The sequence below is a fragment of the Desulfobacterales bacterium genome, from assembly GCA_030066985.1.
GTDB lineage: Bacteria > Desulfobacterota > Desulfobacteria > Desulfobacterales > JAHEIW01 > JAHEIW01.
In genome coordinates this window covers 1-12,814 of the sequence record JASJAN010000004.1, presented here as the reverse complement: position 1 = coordinate 12,814, position 12,814 = coordinate 1, and the positions used below count along the sequence as shown (strand labels likewise).

General features: G+C 49.1%; 11 protein-coding genes and 1 pseudogene. 7 read left to right on the top strand and 5 right to left on the bottom strand.

What is annotated here, in order from left to right:
- Positions 1–186 precede the first annotated feature (186 nt).
- The 5 genes and pseudogenes from QNJ26_02975 to QNJ26_02955 all read right to left on the bottom strand — a co-directional run bounded on the left by QNJ26_02975 (position 187) and on the right by QNJ26_02955 (position 5,454).
- Positions 187–552: pseudogene (locus QNJ26_02975) on the bottom strand (response regulator).
- Positions 553–956: 404 nt separating this feature from the next.
- On the bottom strand, positions 957–1,328 hold the full coding sequence (locus QNJ26_02970; protein MDJ0984482.1) for a type II toxin-antitoxin system VapC family toxin: 372 nt from the start codon (positions 1,326–1,328) through the stop codon (positions 957–959).
- A complete protein-coding gene (locus QNJ26_02965) occupies positions 1,325–1,531 on the bottom strand; it encodes an AbrB/MazE/SpoVT family DNA-binding domain-containing protein (protein MDJ0984481.1) in 207 nt (68 codons plus the stop codon). The genes QNJ26_02970 and QNJ26_02965 overlap by 4 nt, the downstream gene beginning before the upstream one ends.
- A 252-nt stretch (positions 1,532–1,783) precedes the next feature.
- The gene (locus tag QNJ26_02960; GenBank protein MDJ0984480.1) at positions 1,784–3,178 is read right to left on the bottom strand and encodes a sigma-54 dependent transcriptional regulator; all 1,395 of its coding nucleotides are present in this window, start codon (positions 3,176–3,178) and stop codon (positions 1,784–1,786) included.
- Entirely contained in the window at positions 3,178–5,454 is a 2,277-nt protein-coding gene (locus QNJ26_02955; GenBank protein ID MDJ0984479.1) for a PAS domain S-box protein, read from the bottom strand. Before QNJ26_02955 ends, QNJ26_02960 begins: the two co-directional genes overlap by 1 nt.
- Before the next feature lie 454 nt (positions 5,455–5,908).
- On the opposite strand from QNJ26_02955, the gene QNJ26_02950 reads away from it, so the two are divergent.
- The 7 genes from QNJ26_02950 to QNJ26_02920 all read left to right on the top strand — a co-directional run.
- Complete coding sequence (locus tag QNJ26_02950; protein MDJ0984478.1) at positions 5,909–6,457, top strand: RsbRD N-terminal domain-containing protein; 549 nt, start codon at positions 5,909–5,911, stop codon at positions 6,455–6,457.
- A 70-nt stretch (positions 6,458–6,527) separates the two neighbouring features.
- A complete protein-coding gene (dsrM, locus tag QNJ26_02945; protein ID MDJ0984477.1) occupies positions 6,528–7,613 on the top strand; it encodes a sulfate reduction electron transfer complex DsrMKJOP subunit DsrM in 1,086 nt (361 codons plus the stop codon).
- 3 nt (positions 7,614–7,616) lie between these two features.
- Entirely contained in the window at positions 7,617–9,290 is a 1,674-nt protein-coding gene (locus QNJ26_02940) for a (Fe-S)-binding protein (GenBank protein MDJ0984476.1), read from the top strand.
- Positions 9,283–9,672, top strand: coding sequence for a sulfate reduction electron transfer complex DsrMKJOP subunit DsrJ (gene dsrJ, locus QNJ26_02935; GenBank protein MDJ0984475.1), 390 nt, complete (start codon positions 9,283–9,285; stop codon positions 9,670–9,672). Before QNJ26_02940 ends, dsrJ begins: the two co-directional genes overlap by 8 nt.
- Complete coding sequence (locus QNJ26_02930; GenBank protein ID MDJ0984474.1) at positions 9,672–10,460, top strand: 4Fe-4S dicluster domain-containing protein; 789 nt, start codon at positions 9,672–9,674, stop codon at positions 10,458–10,460. Before dsrJ ends, QNJ26_02930 begins: the two co-directional genes overlap by 1 nt.
- Positions 10,461–10,468: 8 nt before the next feature.
- Complete coding sequence (gene nrfD, locus QNJ26_02925) at positions 10,469–11,626, top strand: polysulfide reductase NrfD (GenBank protein ID MDJ0984473.1); 1,158 nt, start codon at positions 10,469–10,471, stop codon at positions 11,624–11,626.
- 178 nt (positions 11,627–11,804) lie between these two features.
- Positions 11,805–12,814 (top strand): ATP-binding protein (locus tag QNJ26_02920; GenBank protein ID MDJ0984472.1); only part of this gene is annotated, 1,010 nt, incomplete at its 3' end.

Genomic DNA, 12,814 nt, shown 5'->3' with positions numbered 1-12,814 from the left:
TGGCACAAAAAATTGCGCAAAATGGCTCAAAACTGGCAGTTTTTTCCATATAATATCAATTTGTTAGATATGTATTTAAGGCACAATGTGTACGGCGTAAGAAGCACGGGGAAAATTTGAAGAAAATAAATGCAAAGAGGAAATTAATGATGGGTTGGATCGAAGCTAACTTTTTTAAATTGTGCGTTAATTAAGCTCCGTGAGTCCACCTTTGGCCTGCTGTTTGAGCGCTACAGCCAGCAGATTGATAAGCACGTTAACCGCAAAGGGCTTGTCAATGAACTGATCGATGCCGCTGCTGATGGCTTTAGACAGCATAAGATCGTCGCGGTAGGCGGTGATTAAAAAGCGGATGGCATTGGGGTGGGTCACACCGGTCAGCTTTAAAAAGTCCAGCCCGTTCATGCCCGGCAGGCGCAAGTCGCTGATGATAATGTTAAATTTTTCCTTTTCTAAAGCCCGCAGGCCTTCTTCGGCGGTTTCAGCGGTTTTTATAAAACAGCCCTTGGCATCAAATACCATGCGGAGCGAGTCCCGGATGAACTCATCGTCATCGACTAGTAAGGTTTTAACTTTTTATAACTAATTGAAAAGATTAATATTTTTTCTGTTAACACGTTAGAATATAGGAGTTCCGTGGTTTATTTAGGAGGAAGCGTGCCAAAAGCATTTATTTAAATAATTCATTAAATATCAGACGGTTAGAAGGTACGGTGGTTATAGCTCGACAATACTGCGAAGGATATTGTGGAAATTGACGCAAAATTTTGCGGAAAAATACTCAATTATTGGTTTATAAAAGCTTTTAGGTCGCTTTGCTGGAAGAGCGAAGCAAATCTACGGCAGATTGATGAGCGTCGCAATTAAGGAGCGGCCTGCAGCTTATAGGCGAGAATATTATGAACTGATTGGGGTGTTAATATGCCGGTATATATGGTTCCGTTTGAACAAACCCATCATTTTAGGAAGTATTTAACGTTTTCCATATCTTTAAAATCACGATCCTGTGTCCAAAGGATAGCTTTATGGGCGCGTGCAGTGGCCAGAATAATGCTATCTGCCATTGGAATTTTATATTCAAGGCTTATCTTGGTAGCCTGAAGCGCAAGGTCGTCGGTTAGATTAACGGTGATTCCCTGATTCATGAGGGCAACCGCCTGCAAAGCAGCATCTTCGCCACGTTGTCGTAAAACAACCTTATAGACTTCGTATATACATATCGTCGGTACGATTAATTTATCGACGTCTATCAGTGGATCAGAAAAATGCTCCGCATTGGGACCGTCTGCAAGATATTCAAGCCAGGCTGAAGAATCGACGATGTTCATATACGGTCCGGCTCCCGTTCGACTTCTGTGTTGATTCCCTCGAGAAATCCGCGCATTTCAGAAATCTCTTTTAACGGAATGAGCTCGATCCGATTCCCGTAAGCCAGGACCTGAACTTTTAAACCCGGCTTCAAATTTAAGGAATCCCTGACCTTACGCGGAATGACAATCTGGAATTTTGGGGAAATGGTTACGGCTTCCATTTTATAAATTCTCCATCGATAAAATATATGTTTTACAAAACTACGATCGATACAAAATGTCAAGCTTTTCAGGCAGGTGCACCTTGGAGTTCTCCGTAACTTTCGTGGTTTAAATGACGTGAGATAGTTTTAGGTCTGCAGTGAAGGCATATGTGATGGTAAGAGACTGAATATGCAAATTGAATTGGTTTTTTGAAATTTTTATTTTATGTTTTTCTCTGAGGTCTCTGTGAGCTCTGTGGTTAAGACATATCAACTCATGGCATCGAGCTTCTGGCGGCGGTAGCGGAATTTATCGCGGGTCAGATTGAGCAGCAGGGCGGCCTTGCTCTCATTGCCGTCGGCCAGTTTGAGGGCTTCTTCAAAATAGGCTTTTTCGATGTCGGCGATAATGGCACTAAAATCAATTCCTTCAGGGGAAACAGAAGGCAGTTGAGGGTTGTCAACCAGTGGGTTGTTGTTTGGCTGACCATTTTTGTTTTTTAAGCCCAGATCATCGAGTAGCAGCTCCGGCCCCTCGGACAGCAACACACCGCGCTCGATCAGATTCTTCAGCTCACGCACGTTGCCGGGCCAGTCATAGTTTTTTAAAGCGGCCTCGGCCTCGGCGGAGATACCTTTAAATGATTTGTCGAACTTCTGGCTGAATTCCACCAGGAAATGTTTGGCCATCAGTATGATATCATCACGTCGCTGGCACAAGGAGGGAACCTCAAGTTTGACCACCGCAAAACGGTGGTAGAGATCCTTTCTGAATTCGCCTGTTGCCACCAGTGCGGTCAGATCGCGATTGGTGGCGGATATGATGCGGGTTTTTACGGCATGCTTTTTGGTGCCGCCGACCCGATAATACTCGCCGGTGTCCAAAAACCGCAGCAGCTTGACCTGGGCTTCAGCACTCAGGTCCCCGACTTCATCCAGGAACAGGGTACCGTGGGCCGCTTTTTCCACCAGACCGGCTTTGCCCGAACGCTCAGCCCCGGTAAAAGCGCCCTTTTCATAGCCGAAGAGCTCGCTTTCAATCAATTCTTTGGGCATGGCGGCACAGTTGACGGCCACCATGGGCCCCTTAAAGTTGGGGCTTTTGTAGTGAATCGCTTTGGCGATCAGCTCTTTGCCCGTGCCGGTTTCCCCCAGGATTAAAATGGGTGTGTCCGGGCTCTGGGCAACCTTGGTCACCAGCTCCATGACATCCTGAATGGCATTGCTTTCGCCAATAAAGCAGGGCAGGTTCTCTTTGAGATATTTTTCATGCATGGCCTGAATTTCTTTGCGCATGGCGATGGTTTCAAAAGCGTTGCGCAAGATCACCAGCAGGGCATCCATCTGAACCGGCTTGACCACATATTCATAGGCACCGTTTTTCATGGAAGACACCACCGTCTGGACGTCTTCGTAGGCGGTGATCATGACGATGATCACTTCTGGGTGCCGCTTTTTGATAATTTCTAGGGCTTCGACACCGCTCATACCCGGCAGCCCGATATCCAGCAGTACCAGATCCGGCGGGTCCTTATCAATGGCTTTAATCGCCGATTCGGCCGAGCCAAATCCCTGGACGTTATAGTTCTTTTTCTTCAAAGCCAGTTTGAGGCCGTTGCGGGCCAGGGCTTCATCATCGACAATATATATGCAATAAGGGTTCATCAGTTATTTATCCTTCGTTCAATCGGAAGTTCTATGGTGAATTCGGCCCCGCCCCACCGGCTGCTGCCCAGAGTGATGGCGCCGTTGTGATCTGCAACGATTCGCTGGGCGATGTTCAGCCCGATACCGGAACCGTCTTCTTTGGTGGTAAAAAAGGGATCAAATATTTTTTCGCGCATTTCGGCGGGCACCCCGGGTCCGGAGTCAGCCACCTGGATGCTGATGGTATTATCGTGGGCAGTTGATTTGATTTCGACCAATCTAGGTCCACCGTTTGTTTTTTCCATGGCTCGGGCGGCGTTGGTAATTAGATTAAGAACCACTTGCTCGATCAGGTGCGGATCGGCGTAGCATTTCGGTAAACCGGAAGCCAGGGATTTTTCAATTTTAATGTCGTTTTTACGCATGGCGACCAGCGACAGCTCAATGGCTTCTTCCAGTGATGCGTTAATATCGGTGCGGACCATTCTGGGGGCACCGGGCTTGGAAAAATCCATGACGCGCTTGATAACCGATTCGATTTTATTAGAGGCCACCTGGACCTGGCTGATGACCTGCCGGATGATCTCTATATCTTCGGCACCCAGCTGATCTGAGTCGCAAAGATCCTCGATAGTATACAGATAGGTGTTAATACCGGTCAGGGGGTTGCGAATTTCATGGGCAATGCCGGCAGCTACGCGCCCCAGGGAGAGCATTTTATTTTTGATCAGCAGCTGACGCTCGAGTTGTTTGGCTTCGGTAATATCGACCGCATTTAACAATAACGCTTTGCGCCCCTGATACAAAAAGCGGGTTACCCGGCACTGAAACCAGCGCAATTCGCCTTTGTCGCCATTGCTGGTAGGGGGGTGAAAACGAAAGTCGATGTCCACCATATCGGTTTCATTTGAGACCATGCGCGCATATGCGTGTTTGACCTTCTCAATGTCATCCGGATTGACATAATCGACAACTTTAAGCAGGTTGTCTGCTGATGACAGGCTGTATATTTTTTTCAATTCCGGATTTTCATAGACCACCCGATCATCCTGGGAGATGGCAATGCACACCGGCGAATTTTCGATTAAATCCCGAAACTGCTGCTCACTTTTGCGCAGGGCTTCCTCGGTTTGCTTCATGTCGGTAATATCGGTCCAGGAACCCACCACTTCCACAGCATTGCTCTGCTCCCCGAATAAAAGGCGCAGGTCGTCACGCATCCAGCGGTAAGTGCCGTCTTTGTGCTGGAAGCGGTATTCAAGAACATGACTGCCCTGGTCGACCAGTTTGGCAAATTCGGCTTTGACGAATTGAACATCATCGGGATGAATGTGATCGATCCAAAAGTGACGATTATTGATGAAATCCTGTGCGTCATAGCCCAACTCAGCCTGGACATTATTGCTGATGAATGTGGTGGCGCAGTCACCGGTTGGATTGCAGGAATAAATGACCGCCGGGTTGGATGTCAGGATGTGTTGCAGACGCTGTTTGGTCTGACGCAGCTCTTCATCTTTGCGGTGCCGCTCGGTGATATCGCGGATGGCACCAATGATTTTTTTGCGCCCGTCAGCCATAAACATACCCGCACTGATTTCGGTTGGAAAAGCCCTGCCGTCTTTGTTTATCAAGTAGCGCAGCGGGATGAAATTTTTTGATGGTTTTGCTTGGTTTAATTGACGCAGAAATTTTTTTGTTTTGTCTTTTTCAGCCGATAAATCCAAAACGCAGAGCTTTAAAAATTCGTTTTTCGAATAACCGAACAACTTCAGTGCCGCCAGGTTGGCATCTTCAAATTGCTGGGTTTCGGCATCGAATACGACCACCGCATCCGATTCGCTATCAAACAATTGCCGATAGCGTTCTTCGCTTTCACGCAGCTTTTGCTGGGCTTCTTTGTGCTGGCGCACCAGTTTTATGCGATCCAGGGCATTGTCAATCGTATTGACCAGCTCGGTAGCTTCAAAAGGCTTTCGCAGGTAATCATAGGCGCCGTGACGAAGGGCCTGAATGGCTGATTCAACTGTGACTTCACCGGTCATGACGATCACCAGTGCCTCGGGCATGTTTTTGAGGGTCTGGTCCATGACCTGATAGCCGTCAATATCGGGCAGTCCGATATCCTGCAGGACCAGATCAACCTTGTGGTCCGCTATACACTCGATCGCCTGTCGGCCGCTGTTGGCCGTTAAAATGTGCAGATCCTTGTGTCGCAGCAAGCGTTTTAGATAGCTGCTAAAACCGGGATCATCCTCCACGATCAAAAGCGTATGCTGGTCGGTCAATAAATGCACTCACGATTCCTTTAATAGTATATTTGTTTTGGTGTCCGGGTAACCTTGCATAGGGAAAAAGGCGCTGCGGATCTAAAATGCAGCTTAATTTAGCAGGATTCATGCCAAATCTAAGATAAATTTTTTATGTTTAATTTCATACGCTTATAATTAATTTGACCACCTCCTTGTATCAGATGACCCGGTATTTTTTTCCGCTTTTAAGGCTTTCGGCCCTGGAACCGGCTGATCACCGGTTTTAACGGCCAGCCGAAACCAACCCGCATCCAAAATAGCATGGCGAAAAAGGCAATTATTTTAGATAAATATGACATGCCCCCATTTTGGTTCTAACAGCTCTTTTTTTCCATTTATTCTTGACAGAAATTCGCAAGTCGTCTATAAGGACCCCTTTGACCTGATCCTAAAAATTTATGTCCGAATGCCTATGTTGATCGGGTCTGCAGGAGTTTTTATGGGAAACAGTCTGAAAGGACTTATCGAAAAGAAGAAAAAGGACATCATCCATCGTTGGTTTGAAGCCACCCTTCAAACATATGCACCCGATACTGTGCGGTTCTACAAGGATCAGAAAGACGCATTTGCCAACCCGGTCGGTAGCGCCACCTCTAACGGCCTCCCCATTATACTCGATCAATTGCTCAACGATTTTGATTCGGATGTAATCAAATCCCATCTGGATCCCATTATCCGCATCCGCGCCGTGCAGGATTTTACGGCCGCCCAGGCCACTGCCTTTGTCTTTGGTTTAAAAGAGATTCTCAGGGAATGTCTGGCCGATGAACTCCAGGATACCGCCCGTCTAAAAGAACTGGCAGCCTTTGAATCCAGAATTGATCAACTTGGCCTGGTGGCATTTGACGTTTACATGGAATGCAGAGAAAAGGTTTACGAGATTGCCGCTAACGAGACGCGCAACCAGACCTTTCGAGCCTTTAAGCGGGCCGGCTTAATCGTAGACCCTTCACAAGCGCCCCGAAAGCAAAAAGGCGTTAAACCATAATATACACAACCCGGCAACGGGACTGCCGACGGTGCCGGCAGCCTGAAGCCAAACAGTGAGGTGCTGTTCAATGAATTTAAGGTACATCGTTCCGCTGATTGCCGTTATCATTCTTTTTCTGATTTCGTATTTGGGCGCCCAGGTGTCAGGATTGCAATATGTGTTCGGGGTTGTTGTCCCCTATCTGGCGATTCTTACCTTTGTGCTGGGATTTGCCTATCGCGTGATCAACTGGTCACGCTCACCGGTGCCCTTCAGTATCCCCACGACGGGCGGTCAGCAAAAATCGTTGCCCTGGGTAAAGCATTCCAAGTTCGACAGCCCGGCAAAGGGCTGGCAGGTCGTCGGGCGGATGGCGCTAGAAATTTTGACCTTTCGTTCGCTGTTCAGAAACACCCACATGAAATTAACCCAAGGCGGACGACTGTCATACCAGCTTGAAATTTTCCTGTGGGTGGGCGCGTTGGCTTTCCACTATGCGTTTCTGGTGGTGCTCATTCGTCATTTGCGGTTTTTCACCGAGCCGGTGCCATATTTTGTTCAACTAGTTGAAAATATTGACAGTTTTTTCAGGGTCGAGATTATTTATCCGGCGCTTAAATTCGGTGTGCCCGGAGTCTATCTATCAAGCTTTGTGCTGCTGGGGGCCGTCAGCTATCTGTTTTTAAGACGGCTTTTTGTGCGTCAGGTCAAATACATCTCTATTGCTTCGGATTATTTTCCGCTGTTTCTGATTTTCGGAATCGCACTCAGCGGTATTCTGATGCGCTATTTTACCAAAACCGATGTGGCCGCTGCCAAAGAGCTGACCCTGGGACTGGTCACCTTCCGACCCACGATTCCGGATGGGATTAGCGCCATCTTTTATGTGCACGTCTTTTTGGTCAGTATTTTGATTGCCTATTTCCCGTTCAGCAAATTAATGCATCTGGGCGGTGTGTTTTTAAGCCCCACGCGCAATTTGCCCACCGACACCAGGGCCCGTCGGCACGTGAACCCCTGGAATTACCCAGTGTCGGTGCATACTTATGATGAATACGAGGACGAATTCAGGGACAAAATGGTTGAAGCCGGATTGCCGGTTGACAAAATGCCGGAACCCGCAGCGGCGGAAGAGCCGGCCGCAGAACCGGAGCCAGCAGAGGAAAAGGAGTAAACTATGTCAGACGAAACACCCAAACCGGAAGAGCTCATCCAAATCGATCATCGTCCGCCCAATACGGACTGGATGGAGGTTCCGGCTAATATCCGCAAGGGCATGTATTGTTATGCCTCCAATCCCAAGAGTGTCGAATATATCGGTCTGCCCAATGCCAGACAGTGGAACCCGCTGGATGATGACTGGCAGCTGCCCGAAAATTGGCAGGAAATCATCCATGAAGGCTTTAAGGAGCGCCTGGAAAAATTTCGCTCGTTTAAGGTTTTTATGGATATCTGCGTGCGTTGCGGGGCCTGCTCCGACAAATGCCACTATTATATCGGAACCGGTGACCCCAAGAACATGCCGGTTTTAAGGGCTGAGCTGCTGCGATCCGTTTACCGCAACGATTTTACCCGTATGGGCAAAATTCTGGGCAAAATCAACGGGGCGCGGCCGATGAGCCTCGATGTGCTCAAGGAATGGTGGTACTACCTGTTTCAGTGTTCCGAGTGCCGGCGCTGTTCGTTGTTTTGCCCCTATGGCATCGATACGGCCGAAATTACCATCATGGGCCGCGAGCTGCTCAACTTGCTGGGGCTCAACATCGACTGGATTGCCACGCCGGTGGCCAACTGTTACCGCACCGGCAACCATCTGGGCATCCAGCCGCATGCCTTTAAAGACATGCTCGACTTTTTTGTGGAAGACATCGAAGAAATCACCGGCGTGCAGTTGGACTACAATATCAACAAAAAAGGCGCCGATATTCTTTTTATTACCCCTTCAGGGGATGTGTTTGCCGATCCGGGCACCTACACCGCCATGGGGTATTTGATGCTGTTTCATTATCTAAAGGAAAAATACGGGCTGGATGTTACCTGGAGCACCTATGGCTCCGAGGGCGGCAATTTCGGTTTTTTTACCTCGCATGAGACCATGAAACGGCTCAACTCCAAGATGTATGCCGAAGCAAAGCGCCTGGGGGTCAAATGGATCCTGGGTGGAGAATGCGGCCACATGTGGCGGGTGATCAACCAGTACATGGACACCATGAACGGGCCGACCGATTTTCTGGAGCAACCGGTATCACCCATTACCGGCACCGTATTCGAGAATGCCCGATCAAATAAAATGGTCCATATTGCCGAGTTTACCGCCGATCTGATCAAACATGACAAGCTCGAATTGGATCCCAGCCGCAACGATCACCTAAAGGTCACCTTTCATGATTCCTGCAATCCCTCGCGGGGTATGGGCATATTTGACGAACCGCGTTATGTCATTAATAACGTGTGCAACAATTTTTACGACATGCCGGCCAACACCATCCGCGAAAATACCTTCTGCTGCGGCAGTGGTGCGGGTTTGAATGCCGGTGAGAACATGGAACTGCGCTTAACCGGCGGGTTGCCGCGCGCCAACGCGGTTAAACACGTTCACGAAAGACATGGGGTGAACATGCTGGCCTGCATTTGCGCCATCGATCGGGCCGCACTGCCCCCCCTGATGGAATACTGGGTGCCGGAAGTCGATGTCACCGGATTGCATGAAATGGTGGCCAATGCCCTGATTATGCCCGGCGAAAACGAACGCGCCACCGACCTGCGCGGCGAAGACATTCCGGGCCGCGAAGTCGTTGAAGAACCTGAGGAAGAATCAGACGTTGAGTCGGAGGAACAAGCTGATGAATAGTAAAGTACTCATAGGAACGGGAGTGGTCGTATTTTTGCTCATCGTTTTATTTCCCTTCTGGTACATGCGGGGTAAAGCCGCCCCGATGCCGGAGGTAGAATTGACACCCATGGCCAAGGCAGCCAAAAAATGCGTGCGCTCGACCGAATACATGCGTGCCGAGCACATGCAGTTGCTGGATATCTGGCGGGATTCAGTGGTGCGCGAAAGCAAACGCATTTATGTCAATCCCGAAGGCAAAGAATTTAACATGAGCCTGAGCAACACCTGTTTGGACTGTCATTCCAATAAAGCTGAATTTTGTGACCGCTGTCACAATTTTGCTTCAGTCAGGCCCTATTGCTGGACTTGCCACATTGATAACCCGAAGGAGAAGAGCTAATGGATAGCGGCAGAAGACGCGTTTTACAATTACTGGGAATTTCTGCTCTGGCGGCCACCACCAAGCCGGTTTTGAATGCCTTCGCCAAAGAAGAGCAGGCAGCCGGGGCTGAAGTCATTATTAAAGAAGGGGACAATGTTCTGAAAGCCAGACAGTGGGCCATGGTCATCGATACCCGCAAACTAAAATCCGAGGCGGATGTGGAGCCTTTGATTGATGTTTGCCACAAGATTCACAATGTCCCCAAATTGCAGAACAAAAATCATGAAATCAAATGGATCTGGGATGTGCACTTTCACAATGCCTTTCCGGGCAAGGCCGCCCGGTTTTTAGCCGAAGAGGTCGAGCATCGCCCCTTTCTGGTGCTGTGTAACCATTGCGAGAACCCGCCCTGCGTGCGGGCCTGTCCGACCCAGGCGACCTGGAAACGCGACAATGACGGCATTGTCTTTATGGATTTTCACCGCTGCATCGGCTGCCGCTTTTGCATGGCGGCCTGCCCGTTCGGCGCCAGAAGCTTCAACTACCGGGATCCGCGACCTTTTATCCAGGAAACCAACAAGAAATTTCCGACCCGCATGAAAGGCGTGGTCGAAAAATGTAATTTCTGTGCCGAACGCCTGGCGGTGGGCCAGATACCGGCCTGTGTGGAGGTTTCCAAGGGCGCGCTGGCTTTCGGTGATTTATACGACCCCGCATCGGAGGTGCGCGAATTGATTCGAACCCATTTTACCATTCGTCGAAAACAAACCCTGGGCACCGAGCCCTGTGTCTATTACATCGTGTGAGGTGAACAATGCTTGAATTAGCGCTTAAAGGCGGCAAAAAATACTACGGCTGGATGACCCTTTTAATGGTGATCGTCGGCATCGGCTTTCTGCTGTACCTCAGACAGCTTGATTTCGGTCTGGGGATTACCGGCCTAACCCGGGATGCGTCCTGGGGATTTTATATCGCCAATTTTACCTTTCTGGTGGGTGTGGCCGCCGGAGGGGTGATGGTGGTACTTCCCTATTATCTGCATGATTACAAAGCATTCGGTAAGGTCACCATTTTGGGCGAATTTTTGGCCATCGCTTCGGTCCTGATGTGTTTGACCTTTATCCTAATCGATTTGGGCCAGCCCATGCGGGCATTTAATGTCTTGCTCTACCCGACACCCAACTCCGTGCTGTTTTGGGATGCTATCGTTCTCAACGGCTATCTGTTTCTAAACATTGTCATCGGCTGGAATGTGCTCGAGGCTGAGCGCAACGGAGTCCATTACCAACCCTGGTTAAAGCCTCTGATCTACCTGTCCATTCCCTGGGCCATCAGCATTCACACCGTAACCGCTTATCTTTACGCTGGCCTTCCGGGTAGAGGCTTCTGGATGACCGCTATTCTGGCGCCGCGCTTTTTGTCTTCCGCCTTTGCGGCCGGTCCGGCGCTGCTGATTTTGTGCTGCCTGATCATTCGCCGCGTAAGTAGCTTTGATCCCGGGCGGGAGCAGATTCAATCTCTGGCCAAAATCGTGGCCTATGCGATCTGCATCAATGTGTTCTTTTTCCTGTGTGAAGTCTTTGTGGTGTTTTACAGCCAGATTCCCGAGCACATGGATCACATCAAATACCTGTTTGTCGGTCTGCACGGCCATGGGGCCTATGTACCCTGGATGTGGGCCTCGTTTATCCTGATGACCGTCGGCATTATTTTGACCGTCGTTCCTACTACCCGCAAAAATGAAGGTGTGCTGGCCGTGGCCTGTGTGGTTATTTTTCTGGGAACCTGGATTGACAAGGGGCTGGGAATGATCGCCGGCGGTTTTACCCCCTCACCGCTGCATGAAGTCAACGAGTACATCCCCTCATGGCAGGAAGTTGTGATCGCTCTGGGCGTGTGGGCCATGGGTTTTCTGGTTTTGACCGCGCTGTTTAAAATTGCGGTTTCGGTCAAAGAAGAAACCCGCAGCTAATCACTTCACTTAATCTGATCATATTTAGGAGGGCTTTCTCGCTAGGAGCCCTCCTTGTTTTGTCCCCCTTAGCGCAATTTTCCATCCCTAAACCTTCTTGACGAAAATCATATTTAATGATACGGTTTTTACGAAACGTAAATAACGTATCGTAAATACCGTATGATTGGAGCATTTGGTGGAAAACCCCTTTAAATACGGCGGCCTCGTTCGCGGACCTTACTTTGCGGACCGCAGAACTGAGATGAATGAGCTCAAGCGGGAAATGCTGAACTTAAATCGGGTCTTTTTGGTGTCTCCCCGCCGATTTGGCAAAACGTGCCTGCTTTTCAATCTCATCGAAAGGTTGGAGCGCAACGCCATCGCTTGTGTGTACATCGACCTGAATGCCTATCCGGATGTCAAAAGCTTTGCAACAGCTCTGACAGGCCTGACCGCTAAAGCACTGGAAACGAATACCGACAAACTCCTTAAGATGTTTGCCGGTTTTCAAAAGCTACGACCCAAAGTCAGCGTGGATCAGAACGGAAACATCACCGCAGGTCTTGAGCTTGCAATCGCCGAAAAAGAAGCCCTTTCGGCGCTGCTTGAAGGTTTGCGTCACGCTGAAAATCTGGCCGCCAAAAAGAAAAATAAACTGGTGGTCATCATTGATGAATTTTCCGATCTTGAAAAATTCAATGGCCAGACAGTTGAGAAAGCGTTGCGGTCTGAAATACAGAAACACGCGCATATCGGCTATATTTTCTCCGGTTCCGAGCAATCGGTTATGCTGGCCATGACCGGCGGCCGCACGCGCGCTTTTTATAAGTTGGGCCGCATCATGGAGCTGGGGCCGATTGCTCTCAAAGTCTATACCAGGTTTATTCAGAAATGGTTAAAAAAGGGCGGTTACGCGGTAAATCAAGAGGATTTGAAACGGATTTTTGATATCGGTGATAATGTCCCTTATAATATCCAGCGTTTGTGCAATGTTATGTGGGACGCTGCCAGGGAGACCAAGGTCATAGAGCCGGCCTTGATTGAAAAACTACCGGTCATTATTGCCCGCCAAGATTCACCCCATTATGAAATGCTGTGGCGCTCGGCCACTCAATCCCAGAAGATTCTTATGATTGCTTTAAGCCAGGATCAGACCGCTAAGCCGTTTTCAAAAGAATTTCAATTAACACACGGCATCGGTCCCTC

What these genes read in the sequence shown, in the direction of transcription:
- QNJ26_02970 (MDJ0984482.1), bottom strand. Translation starts at nt 1,328, where the DNA reads ATGAACATCGTCGATTCTTCAGCCTGGCTTGAATATCTTGCAGACGGT.
- QNJ26_02965 (MDJ0984481.1), bottom strand. Translation starts at nt 1,531, where the DNA reads ATGGAAGCCGTAACCATTTCCCCAAAATTCCAGATTGTCATTCCGCGT.
- QNJ26_02960 (MDJ0984480.1), bottom strand. Translation starts at nt 3,178, where the DNA reads ATGAACCCTTATTGCATATATATTGTCGATGATGAAGCCCTGGCCCGC.
- QNJ26_02950 (MDJ0984478.1), top strand. Translation starts at nt 5,909, where the DNA reads ATGGGAAACAGTCTGAAAGGACTTATCGAAAAGAAGAAAAAGGACATC.
- dsrM (MDJ0984477.1), top strand. Translation starts at nt 6,528, where the DNA reads ATGAATTTAAGGTACATCGTTCCGCTGATTGCCGTTATCATTCTTTTT.
- QNJ26_02940 (MDJ0984476.1), top strand. Translation starts at nt 7,617, where the DNA reads ATGTCAGACGAAACACCCAAACCGGAAGAGCTCATCCAAATCGATCAT.
- dsrJ (MDJ0984475.1), top strand. Translation starts at nt 9,283, where the DNA reads ATGAATAGTAAAGTACTCATAGGAACGGGAGTGGTCGTATTTTTGCTC.
- QNJ26_02930 (MDJ0984474.1), top strand. Translation starts at nt 9,672, where the DNA reads ATGGATAGCGGCAGAAGACGCGTTTTACAATTACTGGGAATTTCTGCT.
- nrfD (MDJ0984473.1), top strand. Translation starts at nt 10,469, where the DNA reads ATGCTTGAATTAGCGCTTAAAGGCGGCAAAAAATACTACGGCTGGATG.